We start from the raw sequence: 20,757 nt of genomic DNA on the forward strand, positions 1-20,757 counted from the left end.
CACACATTAGGCAAAAAAGCAACTGTTTTGTATGAAAACATGACAAAAAGACCTCTAAAAAATCTTTTTTTTTAGAGGCTTTTGTCTGCCTTTTTGTATTATTTATGCCCTCTTTTTCTGATAACTGCTTTGTGTGGCCTATGGTTAATACGAAATCCTGCACCTGGTCCCGTATCCCTAAATTCTTCATACTCTTGTCTCCAAGATCCAAAAAATAGATTGTATAGCTGATCGATTCGTTCAAGGAGTATCATTCTGGCCATAGTACAAGCCCCTTCGATGGACCAATACATCCCTCGATGTTTCATACGGTAAGTAACCTTTCGGTGCTGACTCTCCATTACCCCGATACCACGTGAGGATAACCCTCTAAGTTTAGGTGGTCTAGTGTCACAGAAATTTCTTAATAATTTCTTACGGAAATTGTAAAAATTATCAAGAGCTTCTTGACTTTCTGTGAGAGATTCAACTGTATCTAGTACGGTCAGAAGCAGGCTCTTCTGATGATTTTTGATGGCCTTAAAAGCAAGATCAAGTAGTGTAGATGGGTACGGCTTCAGGAATCTTTTAAGTTCTTCATTGACATGATAGGCATCCCAGAAATGCTCATGACGTTTAATCCGTAAGACCTTCTTAATTTCTTGAAATATTCTGCGAGAATATCCTTTACCATTGTCCGAGTTAGTGATAAGAAGAGTTCGATCAGTGATTTCAAAATGATTATAGAGATAGTCTATCAATTCTTCCTTTGCTTGTTCATGGCTTGTATGGATAATCTCATGCTTATTCTCTAGTACATACCGATTATTACCAACCTTTTTAGCTCCAGTATGAATCAGGAAATGGGCTAAGTCTGTATTGTGTCGTTCATCATTGCTTGATGTTGTCTTGATGAGCACACCATCTCCCTCAAGGTAGATTTTATCTGCCCGGATTTTTTTCGGTTGCTCATCACCTCTAAAAAGCCGATAGCGTTCCCTATCTGAAAAGAGTCTGCCTGCCATTTTTACAGACTTCAAAACAGCGTCCTTTGTTATCTCCAGGCGATAAGCCATCTTAACTGTTCGACAAACTTCACGATAGGATAAAACAGAAGCGTGTTTTGCCATGTGAAAAATCAACTCAGGAGAATAACGCATATACCTTTCTAAACCCAGCCACTCATCTACGGGATAACAACTTTTCTTTCCCTTTCGCCAGCGATTCCTAGAGAAAGTCACCTCTCCAAATGTAAAAACAACTGTCCTCTCTGTACTATCTATCCGCTTATATCCCCTCAATCTCATGGAGGGAGCAATCTGCTCGTCATAATCTCTTACTCGCTTCAGGAATTGCTGCTCACGTTTGCGATCTAGTTCTGCGACAAATTCTTTTTCATCAAATCTAAACATACTCTCTATTGTACTGAAATCATGACTAGATTGAAAACATCAGAAACTTCTACAAGACTTTTTCATCCTCAAAACGTCGGTCAACTTTCTCTTCTCGACTACGCACGTGCTCCTTAATATCTCTATAATCTGTGTAATGTTTTAGAGTATCGTCAAAGAATTCTTGTAGGGCTCCTTTTTCAATTTGAAATTGTTTGATCAGTTGACTGACATCTTCCAACCCAATATCTTTTGGGACTCCCAAATCATCCAATAATTGTACCGACGTAAGACTATTTTCTGGAGATTTCTGGATGGCTAAAAGTGCTCCTTCAATTTTATGATAACGTCCAAGTCGCTCATCTAGTTGTCTTAATTCCTCCTGGGTAGTCTCAATCTTTTCATTAAAACGCTCCTCCAAATGTTGAAATTGTGCTCCATCTGTCACGCCGTGCTCGACTAAGAAATTATATTCCTTAATCAGTTCACGCATAGAGGAAATTTGAGCGTTTTTAGTTACAAGTGTTTCTCCATTTTGTTTGGCCAATTGCCTTGCGACAGTCAAGCCCATCATGTACCTATTTTTTTGAGATTGATCAGGATTGAGAAAATAAAAATAGTCTTTCTCTTTGATATAGATGGTATAGTTTCCATCCTCATTTTTATCAACTTTATGAGAAGGTATTAAAATTGTACCACTATTTAAAACTCCCATATCCATCTGCACGTAAATGCCTTGCTTGCTTTCTTGCTCGACCTGCCAGGATTCCACTTCCAATTTCAATTCAAAATCATTTGCCGTTTTTTCTTTTGATTCTTGATATTGTGCTTTCAATTCCTCCACATCAAAAACTAACTGATTCTTAGAAATTCTCTCTTTTATTTTTTCAAGAGAATAGAGTCCTTTCTTCGATAATGTATTATCTCGGACATTTCTTTGTTGAGGCTGATCAAGTAATTTATACTTCACAAATTTACCAGAGAAATCAATCTGAAGATCAAGTGCAGCTGCCTTTTGTTTAAAATCTTCCAACGACAGAGAGTGCTTTAGAAGAAAATCCAGACGATCCTTGATTTCAAAGCGATAATTATTTTGTCTCCGCCAAGCAGAATACTTTGTATAAGAATTTTTCATAGTAGGCTCAATAATTTTAGCGCCATAACGTGCCGCATATTTGTCCGATATCGCCCTCAGATTTTTCAATGTTTTCTTTTCCCAGCGAAATTTCTTGAGCGTTGAGGTATTGGTGGTATTAAGTATGATATGGTTATGAAGATGATCTTTATCCGTGTGTGTTGCAATCACAAACTCATAATTTCCACCTGTCAATTCTAACATCGTTTGACGGCCAATTTCATGAACCTGCTCAGGAGTCAAGTTATCATCTGGAGAAAAAGACTGGATAATGTGATGAGCCAATACTTGTTTTCCTGAAGATAATTCTTTCAAGTCATCATCTCCTTTTTTAAAGGCTGCAGCTAATTTTGTCATGACCATTTCTTCATCTGCTACACTAAAATCAGAGATCCCATTGCCAGATACTAGCTTCATTTGAAGCTCACCATTATGATAGACAAGAGGAAAATCAAGATCACTTTCTGCAGTTTCTGATACAAGAGTTTTCGCTTCATTCAGAATATAGCGTACAGCTATTTTTAAATTGGAAGGAGTTTTAATTTGTTTGGGTGTTTTGATTACTACCATTCGTCATACGTCCTTATTGTTTTCACTTTTCGTTCCTGTAAACTTTTCTTCTCCGCACTAGAAAGTTTGACAGCCACCATCTCTTTCAACTCAGATAGATAGTCAATGATTTGTGCCACTTCCTCTGGCGTAACCCCTTGATTTTCATTGGCATGTTTAGCAATTTGGTTGATGTTCGTACCCACTCGATTGATAGCAACTCGAAGGTCTTTCAATTCGGAAAAATCAATTTGAACCACCTTCCCTTGTACCAATTGATTCTTCGCATAGTATTGAAAAGATGGAACTCCCATTTGGGCCATCGCCGTTTTAATTTGACGATCTTCCTCTGGTGTTAGTCGTATCAATTTTTGTATATAGCGTTTTCTATTTTCTCGTTTCTGCATTATTTTTTTATCCTCTTTCTCTCAAAGTCTCTGGCATTTTCTGACCAGGCATCAGCCCCTGACTTCCTTGTGGCAAGCGTAGCAAATGGATATCCATTTGCGAAATTTAAAAAAATCAGAGAAGGAGAACCTTGTAGTTTTCCTTCTTGATTTTCTCAGTTTTGGGGAAATCCCCAAGCCCCTTTCCTATATCTTTTGGAGTACAACCTCTAACAATTTATCGCAACCAACTGAAGATATTTTTGAAAATAGATGATTGCTTATCACTATTTTCTACACTTTTTTCTTTCTTACCTTGCAACTTTTCAGCTAGGACAGAAAGTTGTTGAGTAGTTAGAGGCTGGAAAATAGACTGCCCAATTTGTATTTCTGTCAGTAAGATTTTTTCAGTGAGTACAGCTTGAAATTCTTCATCTGTGATCATCTTGAGTAGATCAATATTTTCTTCTTCCCACCCCAAAAGAGCAGGATCTCCTTCAGGTAGTTGAGACTGTTCTTCCTCTAGTTGCTCCATAACTTTTTGGCGAGTCAAGTCTCTAGCGTTTGGCGATACCCCTTGAACTCTGTCTCCATCCATGATTGGAATAAAGTCTGAGAGGATGATGATAAGTTGTTCTTCTTGTTCATTGGTCATGAGTGTTGTCCTCCTTGATGATGGTTTGTTTTTAATTTGACCTTGGGTTTATTTGGGGTGTCCCGTTCGGTCATTTCGAGAAACCCTTCTCTTTTTTTGATTGTGCATCTGCTTTCAACTCCTGCTTGTGATCTTCGACAGCCTGCTTGCTCTGATCTTGAAACTTCTCTAGTTTTTGTTCAAAACTACGCTTCGTTTGTTTCTCCTGACTCAATCTTAATTGTTCCAATGCTTGATCCATCCGAACCATTAAACTTTTAGCTTCTTGTTGGACAATATCCAACTGTGCTTCTAAATCAGCAAGTGTCTCCTTATCTGCAGACCATCCAGATAGATAGTTAAAGGAATACTCTGACGTATCAATACCATAGTATGAAGAAACGACATAAGCGACACTTTCAGCCTGGAGTTCAGCGGTGCTTCTAGTTAGATTTTCCTTTTGAGGATTATCTGCATGATGCAACTCTGCATGAGCCATTTCATGTAAGAAAGTTTTAATAATTTGAGCCTTGTTCATCTCATTACTACGTAAAACAATTTGATTTTCTGGGACAGAATAATATCCATGTTTATTATTTTCCATCTCTTCAAATCGAACCGATACATCATTTTCTTTTGCAATAGCCATCAGGGCACGGTAAAGATTTGCATAGTCCAAATCAGTCAGCTGTTCTTTAACTTCTGCAGCTTTTGGCATCTCCTTTCCTTCTGTCTGACTAACATCAAAAACTGGCACTAAACCAAAGAATGTAACTGTTTCTGGTTTCCCATTTTTATCCAATATTGGTTGGTTATTCTCATCCTTTTTGATTTTCGTCATAGGTTTAAAAATACGTAAAGCCTTCTCCCCTTTTTTCACATAGCGGTCAAAGTTTTCTTTCCACTGCTTGAAAGAAGCTACTTGCCTTGCTTCAGGATTTTGTGCAAGAATTAAGCGTAAGTTGCGATTAGAATAATTATTTAGTTGGCTCATTTTCGTTAGATAGTCTTTGTACTTATCTGAATCCAGAAACTCCTTAATTCCTTCTTTAAGGTGTCGGCTTAATCCTGCCATATCTTTATTTTGAATAAAATCTGCGACTGCAAGACTGCCAGCTGCTAACACAACTTCATCCGCTTGTAGACTCTCCTCGCCCTCTGGTTTAGAACCTGGTTTCGATCTAAAATCATACGGATTCGTTCCCTGAAGCAACTCCTCCTCATCAGAAACACCATCAGCATCCGCATCATGTTCCAACTCCTGCTTGTTGTAGCCTTGTTCTTCTAATTTGATTTCTTCCTCTTGTGATTTCTCAAATTCTTCTCGGACTGTGGAGATCGTTTGTTCAACTTTTTCTGATAAACCTTTGATTTCTTTTTGCCATTTTTCAATAAGGGCCAATTGTTCCATAGGTGAGTCTTTGACTCCCAACTTCTCAAACCAAGCAGATAGATTTTCGACCTCAACACTATCCATTCCATCAAAAGAGATAAATCCAAGGCGACCATCATGACTACTATCTGTAAATCCAATTGGACTATTTTCCAAATCTCCAAATGGGAGTTGGGATAGAAGTTGATCTGCGTAAAGAGTATCTTCTAAAGCGTAACTGAACTGAGAAATATCTAACTCACTCGCCAATCTCTCCAGATGATACGGAGTGAATATGGCCCCATCTATCTTCATCAATTCTGGGTACTCTCTCATTTCTCGTGTTCCAAGTCTTTCTTTGTGAGCGATTGGGTTAATCTCATTCCCAATATCGTAACGGATGCCATCCTGGATCAGTTCACCATCGGGAGCGTAGATACTAAACTGGATCTTAGTTGGAGAGATGTAACCTTCTGGGCGACCATCAGTCACTTGTTTTAGCCCTTCCTGATGTAACGGATAGAAGCTCTGATTGGCCTTATATAGCTCCCTAGCGAAGTCTTGATAAGATATCAGCTCAGTCTCTTTAAAGGGTAATTTAGGCCCATCTGGTCGCTCCTCAGCCCATTGAAGGCGTACATGGTAGTTCTCCTTATAGATGTGATCTTGTTGCCATTCTTTATAAAAATCTGAATTTGTATCTAGGAGATGATCTGCACCAGCTGCAGCAACAATCTGATCAAAATTATCATTGTGCTGTTTTGCATAGTCAAGATACTGATTCCAGGCTTGATGAAATTCTTCTGGAGTTTTTGAGATATCACCTGGCACACCTAAATTATAAACAGTATCTAGGACTTGAGTAAACGTAGCCGAATCAAGTAGTAGGCTATTCAGTGTGTTCTCAGGAGTAGATTGTTCAATTTCTTTAGTTGTATCAGGCTTGATTTCTTCAAACAAGCCATCTTTCAAAATGGTTTGCAACTCATTTCCTCTATCCTTGACATAATCCTCATTGATAGACAACTGTTCAATATTACCATCACGTTCACGAAAGACAGCAAGTATAACTTTTTCCTTAGTTTTCTCTACATCAACTTTTAGATCTCTATTGATTTTCATGAGAGATGCAGGGACACGTTCTTCTCCTATATCTTTGAAAAGAAGCAAGAAATCCTCGTCTTTACTCTTGATAGCTTCTGAAAAGTTAAGTCGTTGCGCAATTCTCACTTCGTCTAAGTTATCCAAAACAAACGATTTAGGATCAAGAATATCCTCTAACATAGGAATAACTTGTAATTTTTCTTTTAGACTATTACTAACCAGTATTTGATTATAGTCTCCCCTTCCCTCAGCAAAATCGACTACAAAATCTCCAGCATTCCTACCTGGAACAACTGGCCTGATTCCTGTTAAGTGTAAAAAGTTTTCTCGTTTAAAATTAACATCTAACAAACTCACCTCTCCATTATTGGAATAGAAATAATAGATTTTACTATTCGCTAATTCCTCTAGATACCATTGAGATGATTTCTGAATAGAACCAGCGTACTGATTCATTCTTTTCAAATCATCAGATGTAATTGGATGGTATTTCGATTGTCTTCGTTGCACTTCCTCAAAAGTTGTGCTAAAATGTAAGTAACGATAGGGTGATGTCGGGTGACTGGCAACAGTTTGCTCAAAGGTTGCTGATAATTCAGCTTCAGGTTCGGCACTGCCTACAGCATCATGCTGTGAATAGCCCTCTCCACCACTGGCCCTATCATTCATTTGCTCCTGGGAACTCTCAGGAGCTTTTTCTGTGCTCTGAATTTGTTTTTTGGGCTCCCTACCATCTCCAAGAGGATTGGAAAGTTTTTCATAGGTCACTGTTTTGTCCGAATCAATAACCATTTGTTTTCTAGGCTCTACTGAAAAATCTATATTATTCCAGTTTTCCTTCAACCACGCTGCATCTTCAGGAGAAAGGTGGCTGGTATCAGGAAAGTGACTTGATGATTGAATTTCCTCAGTCTTCTCCAGTTGTTTTTCCTGCTTCAGAATCTCATTCCAGTCTGTCTTCTCCTGGCCTTCACGTTGTGGTGGTCTTGCATCGATAGTTGGGATTTTCTTCTCCCGTAGTTTGGTGATAAAGTCTGTACCTGCTTTATCACGATCAACTGCCAGCGTGATGAGATCATCGTATTTGTGATCTTGGAAAAGTGTGGAGGTTTCCGCTGCAACAGATAAAAATTTAGAGGTACGTGTTAGTTCGCTAGACTTGGTATAATCCCTTTCATCCATCGCAATCTCCCCTCGATTCTGCAGAATTTCAAGAACATAGTGAGACAAAACTCCCTCTTTTAATCCTTCCATCGCAACTAGTCGAACATCGTTTAATTCGCCCTTATGAAGCTCATAATAGCTCATAAGGTCAATTGGTGCCTCTGTCACAATTAAACGCTTAGGAGAGCCTATAGAAACGTTTAAGCCACTAATAGATTCTGATTGATACATGATTTGTTTCAAGTATCCTTTGCCAGGATGACGTTCTTGATCAGGAACAAGTCCCTGGAGGCTCGCACCTACCAGTTGCTGATTTCTATCCAAGTATTTAAAAACTAATACATCTTCTATAACGCCCTCTTTGTCCTTACGTTTGGCTTGGGCTAATACTCCCTTCTCAAGGAAGAAGTCAATTGTATCATCAGAGAGACCTCTAATCTCCTTGAGATAGGTTCTCGCCTCCACAAATGGTTGTTCGTAAGGTGCTAGTGTATAGTTGAAAGGTTTACGTTCTTCCTCTACTGGTTTTGCTTCAGGGAAGGAACCTGTCTCTAAGAATACCATGGCTTCCTTATAGCTAACATTTTGCATTTGTTGCACTAGATTGATAGTATCACCAAATAGGTTTTGAGAATACCAATGCCAGGTATTCTTGACAGTATCAATCTTAAATGAGTCATGCTCGGTCCAATAATACTCTCGATGTGACTTTCGCTTCATCTCCATTCCAAGGCTACGAGCTACTTCTAAAATATCCAGCGATTTTGCCTGTGCTTTTGTTAAAGGCATACTCTTTCCTCCTCTACTAATTCCTTAAATAAAAGATATCCTTCAGGAGTTGCATCTAGTTCACTAACAACTATTGGATCTTCCTGACTCGTTGTCACAAAAAGATGAGGAGCTAATTGATAGAAAGTCTCCTCATCTGCCTGTTTGAATAGCTGCCAAATAGCATAACGTTCTGTAGCTAAATTTTCTAGCTTTAATGCTAAAACTTGTGAGATACTCTCCAGGTATCCTAATTGTATTTTTGGTGTTTCCATCCTACTATCCTTTCTGTATGTTAGGCCACGAATAACTCTTTTAGCTGCGGAGTCAAATCGTTAGCATATAAAAGCAAGCCGTCGATGTCTGTTCCTTTTCGAGTGTATTCGTACCAGTTTTCTTTGTCTTCAGGAGAACTTGCAATCTCATCTTTTCTAGGATGATCATAGACACTTGCTTTTTTATCTCTGAAGACATTTTGTTTAGAAATAAAGACCAATCCTTCTTCTACCCCAATTCTTGCGACTTCATCTGGAGTTAGAAGGGGACGGCCTTGAATTTGTTTATTTTCACTTGATGAGCCATTACGATAACTATGCGATTTTGAGGTGGATCTAGTACGTATAGTCTGCTTACCTGACCTTGTAGAATAGTATTCCATCGTATCCTTGTCATTTGTCCCTAAAAATAGGTGAGTAGCACAGTTATTAAAGATGGTCTTCCAATCACTTTTATAAAGTGATTCTAGCTGATTGACAGCTTGGATGATAATCTTAATAGACATCTCACGACTACGAATAGAAGAGAGGACCTGGGCGAAGTTTGGAATACGGCCAATTTGTGCAAACTCATCGAAGATAAACTGAATGTGGCGAAGATTTTTTCTACTGTAGCCAGGTACTTTCCCTTGCAAGATATCATCAGCCTTATGTGTAAGAACCTCAAAACCAATCGCAAACAAGATTGATGAAAGAAAATTAAAGGAGTTATTGGTTTCAGGAATAGCAATAAAAACGGCTGTCTTTTTCGTATTCCAGGTATCCATTTCCATGGTATCTTCACTGATTAAGTTTCGGACATCTTCGTGGTCGAAGATAGAATAACGAGAAGACAAAATCGCTACCACACTGTTTCTTGTCTCACCTCTGAAGTTTTGGAATAATTTCCACTGTTTATAAGCATAGTTATTAGGTTGATGTTCGTTCAGTTCTTCAAACATCTGCTCGACAGGACTTGGTACATCTGGGTCCTCTCGATACATATTTCTTAATAAATCCGCAACGTGACCCAAATTGGGCATATATAACTGGACTCCTGTTTTAGGATCCTTAGAGTCAAAATAGAGATAACCAATCAATGCACGTTGCAGCATCAACTCTGCTTGAACCCAGAAGTCTTCTCCAGTATGCTCACTCTTCTTCGTTCCCTCAGTAATTGCTTCAGAGATACGATCAATATCTAGCTCAGACTTCATGTAATGAAAAGGATTAAACCGATCTGAATTCTTGAGACGAATTAAATCAAAGATTTTAACAGCATAGCCAGCTTTCTCAAGCATCTTCCCAACTTCATGTACCAGGTTTCCTTTAGGATCCGTCACAACAAAGTTTGAGTTCATCTGCATTAAATTTGGCAATACAAAAGTAAAGGTTTTACCGTCTCCTGGAAGTCCAATGACAATCACATTTTTGTTGAGTTGCACATTGTAGGCTAAGCGAAAGTTGAATAGTCCCATTTTGACCTGTTTTGAAAAAATCATATTCTTCTCAAAATCAACGTCTTCAAACCGTCTCATTTCCTTCAAAGTCGCAAAACGAGCACTACCTTGCTCTTCTCCCTGGCGATATAAATTCTTATCCATAGAAGCATAGACAAGCATTGGGAGGCCGAATCCGATCAACCCTGCATACAAGGCTCCTGAATCAAAGAAAACACCAAAAGAGAAGCGTTCCCAGTGTTCTAGCAACCAACGAAGTCGCAACATTCCCATGAAAGGTACTGCTGCAGTCGAAAGTTGGTAGTAATGGTAAAAGGACTGGAAAATAACAAATGAAAATAGCCCCACCACCAGGTAGGGCCATATGGGTTTTCTAATCATCGTGTCTTCTCCTTCCCAATCTCCTTCGTAACAACTGGCATCGTTCCTTTATAGACCTTATTTGTCTTATAGTAATTGATTTTATCTTCAGGAGTCATTTCGTGTGGTTTCTTCAGCACCTTTTTCGCAAACTCTTCCAATTTTTCTGGGCTTTTCGTGATGTCTGCCAACATATCTTTGAGAGCCTTTTCTACCAGGAGACGATTTTTTGTTTCAAAGAAGAGATAGGTTGTACCATCTTTTTGATGATAAGTAAAACCTACCTTATACTCCTCCAGGTAATGCTTCAACTTAGCCAAGTGAACTTCACTATTTAATAACTTCTCGACATCTTTTTTTGATTTTGTGGCCATAAAGTCATTAAAACGTGTCTCCCCTTCAAAAGTTCGATTTGCCGCCTTATGTTGTTTCTTGTCATAATGGGCTTTTGCGAGGGCATACAGAGCTTGTATCGTCATCTCCAGGGTAACTTTTCCTTTTAACGCCAGAGAATGACTGACTTTTTCTTGATCCATGTAAGACCTCCTTTATTTTGGATAATTGGATAGTTCTGGCTTGGCAATAACCTGGAATCCGTAAGGCGCTGAAGGTTCTTCCTTCACAGTAACTACCAAGCGTTTCTGACTTCTGTTCTCACCGTCTTTCACGGCCACTACATAGGTCAGTTGATAGGTTGCTTCATCGACCATCAAGCTAGACTCCAAAATCACTGACTGCAGTTGACCTGGTTGTCTGTCTAGCACTAACTGAGGAGCTACAAAATCAGCCATTTTCCCTTTATCAGAGTAAAGGGCTGGTAAAAAGTAACGTGAAAAGGCATCTAGTTCCCCTGTTTTTGACTGAATGGTTTTTAGATTTGAAAGTTCCTTGGATACGGCGGAGAGTTGCTTTTCTTGATGGTAAACTAGCGTAAATGATAAGCCAGCAAGTGTCAGACTTCCTACTAGACCAAACAACACCAGAACTCTTCCTAAATACACCCAAAAAGAGCGTTTAGAAGAGGTTCGAGGTTTGGGAGTTTCATGTTTCAAGGAAGAGGCTTCAGTTTTCTCTTCAGGAGTCTTCTCTAGATGTTTTGTTTTAGTCTGGCGCTTAAAGAGTGAGGTTTTTGATTCTTTTACTGTAGCCTCCTTGTTATTCACCATACCAGGCTTCAGGAAGAGGCTATCTGCGATCCCTTCAAACGGCAAATAGACATCTTCTTGGTACACCACTACATTCTTTTTATCCAGTTCCTCTACCAATAAAACGGCCTCTGCCTCCTGGTGTTTAACCTTAGCATTTTCTCGCTCCAGGGCTTGATACACAAGATCCCGATTTTTATACGTTGTGGTCGTGTTTTGTGTCAGATTGGTTAAACGGTACATCTTTTTCAGCTCCTTTCAATTTTCCTTCAGCAAGAGCTGTTTCAATATCAGCCCAGGTTAAATTATGTTCGGCCAAGTAGTTTGACCGTTCCTCATGTTTGGCCAGAATGATTTGAGTTTCTAGCTGCTGCAGTTTCTCTTCTTCCTTCTTGGCCTTGGCCATATAGTCAGCTAAGCGGTCTTCCGCTTTCTGTTTTTGTTTTTCCAAAGTTTCTAATTTTGTCATTGTTCCTTTTTCCCTTCTGTACTTTGTGTTTGGTTAGTGATTGGTTTGTTTAACGATGGAATACTCGCCTTTTCGCTGGTGTTCAAGCTGTCCACAATCAAAATGGGGTCAATATGATTTACCAGGTATTTCCCATCTTGCTTGCTGAAGCGAATCCGTATGGTTCTTGAAGATCCTACGTTTGTTTGGGCGTTAGTATAATCATACTTCTTCTGTAACTGTGTCTGAGTGTATCTCACTTGAGCTAGGGCAACATGGTTTTCTTGATCGATATAGATGGTAGAAGACTTCATCTGTGTATCCACTACATAGCCCTTATAGGTTTGTACCGTTGGTTCTTCTTCAGAGTTCACTTCCTGATTGTAAGCAGCTTCTGTCATATAGGGCAAATAGCGATTTCTATTTTCTCCCAGATCCTGCTTATTGAAGTAAGCCGTCAAAAATTCCTTTACATATTCTTGCGTTAGTTCGCTTCCCTCTGCTTTGGTTTCTTGTTGCGTAGTTTCAGCTTCCTGTTTAGCTTTCTTTTGTGATGAGGTTGCTGCTCCAATCCAGAATACGAATCCTAGAACTAGCACAACTCCTATAAAGATTCCTCCTATTTTCAGGAGTTTCAATTTCTCCATATCTATCATTTTCATGATTTACCTTCTTTCTTTTTTAATTCGGTGTCGCAAATGTATAGTAGTCAGCTGGATAGAGAACACGAAAATGGACCTTATCCTGTACACCTTGGACATTACATTCCGAAACTAGGAATGAACCGTCTGGGTTCACAGCTTCCACAATCGCAACATGACCGTATCCACCTGGTGTCCCACCAAATCCACCTAGAATTGATACAACAGCCCCTCTCGTTGGTGACGTACTGTACTTCCATCCTTTTGCGACTAGGCTTGTTACCCAATCCTGACCATTTCCAAGGTAACCATAGGACCCTGATAAGTCTGTAATCGTTCCTAGTTCAACTAAACGATTATACGCATACCAAGTACATTGACCAACTGGGTAGCCGCTTCCTTGTTGTGTAGTCATAGAAGCTTGTGTAGGAGGGTGCTCCACTTTTGACTGATACTCGGCAGGGAAATTCCAGGAAGATGCTAACGCTCCACCTCCTCGAACTTGTTGAGTAAGAAAAGCGTGGATCTGCTTAGCATTATTCTGGCGCTCTAAGACCTTATCTCCAGAGTTTCCTTCCCAATTAACCAGGAAACGCTCTGTAAGCGTCTCTACATCCTCTGTACTAGTTAGAATTGAAGTTAGTCCTGTGATATAGTAAGGAGTATCCCCCTCCAACATAAAATCCAGTTGCAGTTCCAAATCATACCACTTCTTATTCTTAGATTTTGCATAGTTTAATAATAGAGTATGTCTCGTGGAGCCATCCGCTGTATCTGTCCACTGTCCCAATCCTAAACCTCGTCGAAGAATATTTGGGTATCTTCCGTTATAAATCGCTGGTCCTCCTATAGCTAACCAGGACTCATCATCCCATGAAGAAGAATCAGCCCCTACTGGTGGGCTAAGATAGTCTCCTTCAGCACGTTTAGGATTGATATTACTTTCAGTTGCAAAGTTCCCAAGCATGGCTGCCAAACCATTATCTGTTAGCCCTGGTACCTTTTGCTTCAAGTAATCTTTTATCGCTCGTGATTTTTGTCCCAAATCGCCATTAAGCGTGGTAATGACTGAGGTTGTCTGATTGTACGTGACAGATTGAAAGTAAAAGCCTGGATTAACTGATGTCCACTTTTCTTTCTTATCCTTTGTCTCTTTTTCCTCCAATTTTTGATACTGAATGATCTGGTAACCATTTGCCGTTACCTTCCCAACCTCATCTCCAGCTTTGACCTGATCACCGTCAGAAACACGGATATTTCCTACCTCTTCATAAGTAAAGATTGCTTTATCTGTTTTTATTGATACAGTCGTATCATCTGTCACACTTACTTTGCCTGCAATAGGAGCCCTTACGGCCTGTCCCGTTGAGGCTTTTAGTTGTGTTTTCTCATAAATTTCACTCTTAGAGGTATAACCAAACCGCTTCAGGATAACTAGAGGAGCTTGGTAAGAAGGATCGTCCTCCAGGTAAAAAGGATTAGCTAGTTCTTGATAAGAAGGATAGCGACCAACTTCTTTAGTCAACTCCTCTAATTCTTTATACTCTTCTAGTTCACTGTCACTCAATTTGGCCCATTCTAATTTCGAAGAAGAACCATATAAATCAGCCATCTTCTTCAAATTATGAGGATCATCATTCAAATGATTCCAAAGGTCATTCAAGGCATCAGAATAGTGATTAAAACCTAATGTCCCAGCCCATTCTCCACCTGTACCATCTTTCCAGGAACTCTCTGGTTTCCAATCGCTACCGTAGCGAAAATTCATGAAAAAGAGCATATCATCGATGTTTGTCCAATAGTCAACCTTATCATTTGACTTCTCTCTATCACGTTTACTGATCTGAAGCCAGGACTTATTAAGGTCAAATTCATTTTGTTGGACGGGACCACTGCCTCCAAACACTGCCATAAATACCCCTATAACAGCAAAGATAAGAAACATTAAAAAAAAGGACTTGACAGCTAAAGGATTGGCTAAAATCGAACGTAGTAATTTTGACGCAAACTTTAAGACTTTTCCTGAACGTTTTGATGCCTTCCCAAACTTTGAACGTGCCAGTCGCTTTTTGGCATGTTTCATTTTTTTGCTGAGTTTTCCTTCCCAGGAGAACTCTCTTGGTGTTCGAGTATACCCTCGCCCTCTGATGAAATTATAGCTTTTATTGAGCTGTCCGTAGCTGTGATTGATTGAATACTTGGATAATTTTCCTACAGCATTTAACGCTCTTTTAGAGGTGTTTACCTGGTACTTAAATTGACGAATATTTTGCCTAGCCTGAACCCAGTCTCCAAGAATCTCATTATCTCTGACTGTCTTCTCAACGTCGTGTCTCGCTTTCATTCGGGCACTTTGTTTTGCACGTTTCTTCAGGCGGTTAGGAATATAACTATCATCTGCCTTTTTAGCTCGTTTATAGAGCGTTGTGGCAATTTGTTTTTCCAACTTTGCTCGATCACGTTGTTGCTTAAAGAAAAGACCTCTAGCTGTTGCTTGAGGTCCTTTGTGTAATTTATAATCTTTGTTCGCTAAGCGATAATTCTTCTTAGCTTCTTTAAATGCAACTTTTGAGTCTAAACGTGCTTCTTTAGGAGCTTTTTTATTATTGAGGTATGATCCTTCTTTGATTCTCCTCTTGCGCTCCTGTTTTAATTGTTTAGGATCACTTTCAAACAAAAGATATCACCTCTCTTTCTATTTTTTAACTATCTGTCGCAACCAATTGATAGAGTTTAGTATCTTTAGGAATAGGGTTTTCAAATGGAACAATTGTATCTCCAGCCACAATCAAACCCGTACCTTTTGCTTTTGGTCGCAAAACAAATCGCTCCAGTGAAGGTGTAAGAGGAATTACCTGCTCCAGGGCTTCTAGGTCTGTCCTCTTCAGCTTCAGGAGGGCTAAAAACTCACAGTTTGCGACTAGCTTTCTACCTTCCTCTGTAGATAAAACAGTCTCTGGGTTTTGTGTAATCCCTGTTGGAATAGCCCCGTACTTACGAATACGTGAGTATAGTTCTGTAAAGAAGGTTGCTTGCAGCTTATTTTTGAAGTATAGCTGCAACTCATCAAAGTACAACCATGTAATGGATCTACCTTGGTTATTGACTACCTGATTCCAGATGAAGTCCTGAATCACCAGGAGAGCAAATGGCTTCAATTTACCACTCAACTGCTTGAGATTGAAAATAATAAAGCGACTATTCATATTGACATTTGTAGGATGAGCAAAGATATCATTTGAACCGATAGTATAAGGTTCTGCCTTCAGCGCCAGATCCTTAGCTACGGCTTCAGGTTGACGTTCTAAAACTGCTTGCCAATCCTTAAATGTTGGTTTTTCAAATTCCTCATAGGTCTTTCTCGTTACACGGTCAATCATCGCAAATTCATCGTCTGATACCTCAGAGAATATATTCTCAAACAAGGTTGATAAGAGGTTTGATTTTTGGCCAATCGGGTCACTATCTTCTGCCTGCAGTTTATCCTTATCAGGAAGATCCAGCAAGTTAAAGTGATGTTGCGATCCAGGAGCGATTGTGATGATTTCTGCACCCAATTCTCGACCAATACCAGTGTACTCATCTTCAGGATCGACGATAATAATATTATCTTCAGGGTAACGTAGAGTTGTAGGAATTATCTCCCCACCTTTAGCAAGAACTGACTTTCCTGATCCTGAAGTCCCAAAGATACAACCTGAACCTGTATTCAAGTCTTTCTTACGGTCAACTGTGATAGCGTTCTTAGATAGCTGATTCTGGCCATAATAGATTGCACGTGGGCTGCTAGATCGAAGATCTACGTTGGTAAATGGGACTTGTGTGGCCAAGTTACTGGTAGTCATATCTCTCATAAAACGGCGTTTCACGTTGATAAATGGAATCCCAATCGGTAGAATCGTATTCAAGGATTCTTCCTGGTACAAGTAACACTTATCTAGTTCTACCGTATTCTTACGGACAGATCGTTGAACCTGCTCTGTGTAGATATTCAACTCTTCCAGACTATCAGCCATGAAGAAAATCGTCATCACACCTGAAAACATTTTTTGGTCATTGTCCTGGAGTTCCTCAGTCCATTTCTCTGTTTCACGTGATGTCTCCACAGCCTTCCCACCAACGGCTAGGTCACTTCCATAGCCTTCTTTGGCGGCAGCCTTCTGACTTTTGATCATTTCCCTGCGTACACTTGACTTAACTGTCTTGATTTTCTTCAAGGCATCTGCAGTATCATAGGGTTTCGCATGTAGGCTGATAGCAAGTTCAATTCCTGTATCCAGGATATTCTTAATCAGTTTGTCATTCAAGAAGGTAGGATATTGTCTAACATACATCACCCTTGCGAAACAATCATCAATTTTCATATGATCTTTTTCAAACTTCAGATAGTTTGGAGCTACAAAGTCCCTGGTTGATAGTCCAGAAATAGCAATGTCTTCATAGTTAAAATCAATAAAGCCTTCTCGTCTCAAGAGTTTTCGGAAGATAAGAAGACGATCTAACCCCTCTAACTCCTTAAAGGAAATCCCTAAGCCACTATATTGGCTTTCAATAACGCTGGCTGTATCATCAAGGATTCTTCTAGCTTGATGATCCTGGTCTGTTTGAGTAGTAATCGTCAGATATTTTTCTACCTTGAAGGTGTTTTGTTCCTGAGAAAAACGATCATTGATCATCGCATTGTATTCTTTACGATAATCGTCATATCCATCTCCAACCAAATCATAGCGAATAGAAGATAAGCTATTGCTTTCTACTCGACGATTCAGGATCAATAGCTGCATATCATTATCAATGTCCAGCGAATTAAAAATATCAGCATTTGTTTCAATGATATCAATTCGCTCATCATCTGTTGCAGTAATATAGCTTGTATCACCTAGGCGGTAGGTCTTTGAAAATTGATCATTTGTAATTTTCATAAGTCCATCAGGTGTCAGCCATTGATAATTAAGGCTGTTCTGTGTAGAGGCCGTCATGGTACGTCTCAGACGTTTGGCCCGTTCCCGTTCCTCCTTAGAGAGTTTCGGGGTTTTCTTTCGGCCGAATAAATTCATTTCTTGTATATTCCTTTCTGTCATAATCTGTCTGATAAGAGCGTTCCTGCTTAGTCAAAAGGAAACGAACCTCATCTTTAATTTTTTCATCAATATAGCACCCGAAAATAACAAAAGGCGCTAATAACATAATATCAACGCCATAAAGTATTATATCAGGTGCCTTCAGCCAATAGAGGATAGTAGTGACAACTACTGTCAATGCTATACCAAATAGTAGCACTAACTGTCTCAGTGTCATATACCCTATAACTGGCCTTTCGTAGCTATCTAAAGCCTTTAAAAATTCACTGCCTAAACGTGTCATTCTGTTCCTTTCATTAAAAAAACAGCCATTATGGCTGCCTTATACTTTTAAGTGTTAGAAATTGCAAAAGCTCCAAATATTGCTCCTACTGCGCACATTATTAAAGTTGCTATGATTATCGGACTGAACAGAGCTTGCGATATTGAAATAATTAAAAAGAGATTAACCACTGAAACTATGAAGATAATACACCAAATGAAATTTTTGATTGTTTCCTCCTTATAGCTAGACTTATTTATTATTGAAGATACTATAGGAATCATAAAACCAATCAAAATCAACACACCCCCAAAGATTAAGTAATTCCATGAGGAGTTATCTTTATATGACATAACATGGGTGGCAATTGTCACATCTTTCCGAGTTATCATTTTATCGATATCAAAATGATGTGTTAGTTGCTTATTCAAATTACCAAGACTGATATTAAACCAAATGGTAACTATTGCGTAGATCAATTCCACTGCAATATAAGGTGTATAAGGGCTTTCTAATACTTCAAAAAATCGATTTCTATACAAGTTCGTCTCCTATATTCAAGTATGATATTCTTCTATGTAGCGTTTTAAAATGAGATACCGCCTTAACAACAACGAGTAACTAAAATTATAAACTAAAATAGTCAAAAATAGCAAAACTATAAACAGTGTTATAATGATACTCATTAATACACTTTCGTTCAATTCCTTGGTAGGTACGCCTGTTAGAGGTGAAAATAAAATCGCAAGAAGGCGTTTCAAATCATCCGAAAAAATAATCGTTAATACGAGACCTACCAACAATTTCCAGCTACGAGAAGCTCTCTCTTTTTTTATTTCCAACTCTGTCAATTCTGCTAACAATGCCTCTTTCGACTGCTTTTTATAGTAATCCAAGGCTTCCTTGTATCGGTGTTCATGCCGATTCGTCCACCTTTCATAATAATTTTTTATAGTAGATCTCATAGGATTATTATACTCCTTTCAATCATCACTCATTCTCCTTTTATTATACCATAATCTAGTTCACCTGCAGGATATTTTTGGCCATTCGTTGGCTGCCAAATAGCAGGACAATGTAAATAATTCCTTTTGCGATTGCTACGAGTGCAGTTATAAAAGCTCCAGTCTTATCAACTGTCAAGAGATCATTAGTGACAATAGCTGGGTAAAGCATGATCACAACCACTAGAATCAAGCCCTGAAGGACAGCAGCAGCATAGAGCTTAAAGAAACCGAGGCAGATCGGACGTAAGCTATCCACCATGTAACAAGCGACAATAATTTTAGCGATTCCCTTATACGTGTAAAGTGTAAAAGAGCGCAACAAGATCAACAACTTAGTCGATATCTGACCGACAAAATCAACAACCCCATAAATAATCTTAAAGAACCATTTTTCCATAGCACCTAAGCCTTTAAAATCTGGTGCCTCAGAACTGAAAGGATCTGTAGCATTTTTAGCTACTAACTTAATGATAACATTGAACAACCATGACAAGGCATCAAAAATTGCATCCACATAGAGGATAAAAAAGAGTGCAATAGCATACTTGAGGATTTCTTCAATCCAAAGCTGAAAAGACAGCTCTCCACCATTGCTTTTAAGATGCTGGTGCCAGTTCATGAGGTTGATCCCCATAAAAAGGAGAAGAAGCAAAATGGCTACCTTCTCCATCGAACCCGAAACAGTCTCCATCAGCTGATAAGCTGTCGCATTATAGTCCTTCAGACTCATGGTTAGTTGATCAAGCGTGGATTGGTTCATGAAACCACCTCCTCTTTCTTCATCATCCTAACCAAGAGATTGAAGACCTGTTGCCAAAGCTGTAAAGAGGGCTTTTAGGACGGCACCGAGAAGAGCGCCTAAAATCAAACTTTGAATTCCTTTATCCTTCTTGTCATCCAATTCACGTTTGATTCCTACAGCTAAGTCCCAGGCTCCCCAAGCGGCCCAACCAATACCGATAATCCCACCGATATTCCCAATTTTGTTAATAAAATCTACAACTGCATCCATTATTTTTTTCTCACTTTCTTTTATAAAAAAGGTACTAAGAAAGATTCCTAGTACCTACTTTGTTTATTTAATACTATATTTCATCCTCTGGACGAAAGGTTAGAGAGAGGGCTGTAATTACAGCTAAGACAACGATGATGGTCGTTTCCCACCAGTGATAGATTGGAACACCTTCAGGCAATACCCAGTTAGTATACCAGGTTTCTATTTCGGATGGAATAGTACCTTCTTTTGTCAGAAATGCCCAATAGCATACTACTAAAAATGAAACTACAATCTTAAACACAAACCAACCAATTGCTGTCGCAATCAAGCTCTTAATCAGATTAAAGATAAAGAGGAGAAACATGAGTGGAGTCGCAACCATCAAAACAGCAGCTCTCACAATCACACTCGGTAGGTTCTTTACTCCTGACCAGATGGCTTTCCCTAGCCAACGCAGGCCTTTTTTCCACTTCTTCTCTTCTTCAGGTTTGGTTACTTCTGATTTTGTTTTAGTTGGGGTATAGTATCTGTATCCACTTCTAGTCACATGTGCATCCATTTTCGTGTCCTTTCTCATCTCTCTTCCCCCTCTTTTTTATGGCTTCATTATACCATAGATG

General features: G+C 39.1%; 19 protein-coding genes. All 19 read right to left on the bottom strand.

Annotated elements, in window-relative coordinates; all coding sequences use genetic code 11:
- Positions 1-98 precede the first annotated feature (98 nt).
- On the bottom strand, positions 99-1,391 hold the full coding sequence (locus tag RWP09_RS00740; protein WP_216728573.1) for an ISLre2 family transposase: 1,293 nt from the start codon (positions 1,389-1,391) through the stop codon (positions 99-101).
- 49 nt (positions 1,392-1,440) lie between these two features.
- Positions 1,441-3,075: a relaxase/mobilization nuclease domain-containing protein gene (locus RWP09_RS00745; RefSeq protein ID WP_216728574.1), complete on the bottom strand. Its 1,635-nt coding sequence runs from the start codon at positions 3,073-3,075 to the stop codon at positions 1,441-1,443.
- Positions 3,069-3,461, bottom strand: coding sequence for a plasmid mobilization relaxosome protein MobC (mobC, locus tag RWP09_RS00750; RefSeq protein ID WP_216728575.1), 393 nt, complete (start codon positions 3,459-3,461; stop codon positions 3,069-3,071). The genes RWP09_RS00745 and mobC overlap by 7 nt, the downstream gene beginning before the upstream one ends.
- A gap of 217 nt (positions 3,462-3,678) precedes the next feature.
- Positions 3,679-4,095, bottom strand: coding sequence for a hypothetical protein (locus RWP09_RS00755; protein WP_216728576.1), 417 nt, complete (start codon positions 4,093-4,095; stop codon positions 3,679-3,681).
- 70 nt (positions 4,096-4,165) lie between these two features.
- Complete coding sequence (locus tag RWP09_RS00760) at positions 4,166-8,503, bottom strand: PBECR4 domain-containing protein (protein ID WP_216728577.1); 4,338 nt, start codon at positions 8,501-8,503, stop codon at positions 4,166-4,168.
- Positions 8,494-8,757, bottom strand: a complete 264-nt coding sequence (locus tag RWP09_RS00765) for a hypothetical protein (protein WP_000449745.1) — start codon at positions 8,755-8,757, stop codon at positions 8,494-8,496. The genes RWP09_RS00760 and RWP09_RS00765 overlap by 10 nt, the downstream gene beginning before the upstream one ends.
- Positions 8,758-8,777: 20 nt before the next feature.
- Positions 8,778-10,577: a VirD4-like conjugal transfer protein, CD1115 family gene (locus RWP09_RS00770; protein WP_125851507.1), complete on the bottom strand. Its 1,800-nt coding sequence runs from the start codon at positions 10,575-10,577 to the stop codon at positions 8,778-8,780.
- Positions 10,574-11,092, bottom strand: coding sequence for a hypothetical protein (locus RWP09_RS00775; protein ID WP_125851508.1), 519 nt, complete (start codon positions 11,090-11,092; stop codon positions 10,574-10,576). The genes RWP09_RS00770 and RWP09_RS00775 overlap by 4 nt, the downstream gene beginning before the upstream one ends.
- Positions 11,093-11,104: 12 nt before the next feature.
- A complete protein-coding gene (locus RWP09_RS00780) occupies positions 11,105-11,944 on the bottom strand; it encodes a hypothetical protein (protein WP_125851509.1) in 840 nt (279 codons plus the stop codon).
- The gene (locus RWP09_RS00785; RefSeq protein WP_125851510.1) at positions 11,898-12,170 is read right to left on the bottom strand and encodes a type III restriction endonuclease; all 273 of its coding nucleotides are present in this window, start codon (positions 12,168-12,170) and stop codon (positions 11,898-11,900) included. Before RWP09_RS00785 ends, RWP09_RS00780 begins: the two co-directional genes overlap by 47 nt.
- Positions 12,167-12,811: a hypothetical protein gene (locus tag RWP09_RS00790; RefSeq protein WP_000781848.1), complete on the bottom strand. Its 645-nt coding sequence runs from the start codon at positions 12,809-12,811 to the stop codon at positions 12,167-12,169. Before RWP09_RS00790 ends, RWP09_RS00785 begins: the two co-directional genes overlap by 4 nt.
- A 19-nt stretch (positions 12,812-12,830) precedes the next feature.
- Positions 12,831-15,467 carry a phage tail tip lysozyme gene (locus RWP09_RS00795; RefSeq protein ID WP_216728578.1) on the bottom strand — a complete coding sequence of 879 codons (2,637 nt, stop codon included), beginning with the start codon at positions 15,465-15,467 and terminating at the stop codon, positions 12,831-12,833.
- Between the two features lie 25 nt (positions 15,468-15,492).
- Positions 15,493-17,847 (bottom strand): VirB4-like conjugal transfer ATPase, CD1110 family, encoded by a 2,355-nt coding sequence (locus tag RWP09_RS00800; protein ID WP_125851511.1) that lies wholly within the window; start codon positions 17,845-17,847, stop codon positions 15,493-15,495.
- On the bottom strand, positions 17,807-18,154 hold the full coding sequence (locus RWP09_RS00805; protein WP_125851512.1) for a PrgI family protein: 348 nt from the start codon (positions 18,152-18,154) through the stop codon (positions 17,807-17,809). Before RWP09_RS00805 ends, RWP09_RS00800 begins: the two co-directional genes overlap by 41 nt.
- A 47-nt stretch (positions 18,155-18,201) precedes the next feature.
- The gene (locus RWP09_RS00810; protein ID WP_216728579.1) at positions 18,202-18,675 is read right to left on the bottom strand and encodes a hypothetical protein; all 474 of its coding nucleotides are present in this window, start codon (positions 18,673-18,675) and stop codon (positions 18,202-18,204) included.
- 15 nt (positions 18,676-18,690) lie between these two features.
- Positions 18,691-19,029, bottom strand: coding sequence for a hypothetical protein (locus RWP09_RS00815; protein ID WP_265472682.1), 339 nt, complete (start codon positions 19,027-19,029; stop codon positions 18,691-18,693).
- 124 nt (positions 19,030-19,153) lie between these two features.
- Positions 19,154-19,900, bottom strand: a complete 747-nt coding sequence (locus RWP09_RS00820; protein ID WP_314432855.1) for a hypothetical protein — start codon at positions 19,898-19,900, stop codon at positions 19,154-19,156.
- 27 nt (positions 19,901-19,927) lie between these two features.
- On the bottom strand, positions 19,928-20,152 hold the full coding sequence (locus RWP09_RS00825) for a hypothetical protein (RefSeq protein WP_000340303.1): 225 nt from the start codon (positions 20,150-20,152) through the stop codon (positions 19,928-19,930).
- Between the two features lie 73 nt (positions 20,153-20,225).
- Positions 20,226-20,714 (bottom strand): hypothetical protein, encoded by a 489-nt coding sequence (locus RWP09_RS00830; protein WP_314432858.1) that lies wholly within the window; start codon positions 20,712-20,714, stop codon positions 20,226-20,228.
- Positions 20,715-20,757 lie beyond the last annotated feature (43 nt).

The sequence above is a fragment of the uncultured Streptococcus sp. genome, assembly GCF_963521255.1.
Lineage (GTDB): Bacteria > Bacillota > Bacilli > Lactobacillales > Streptococcaceae > Streptococcus.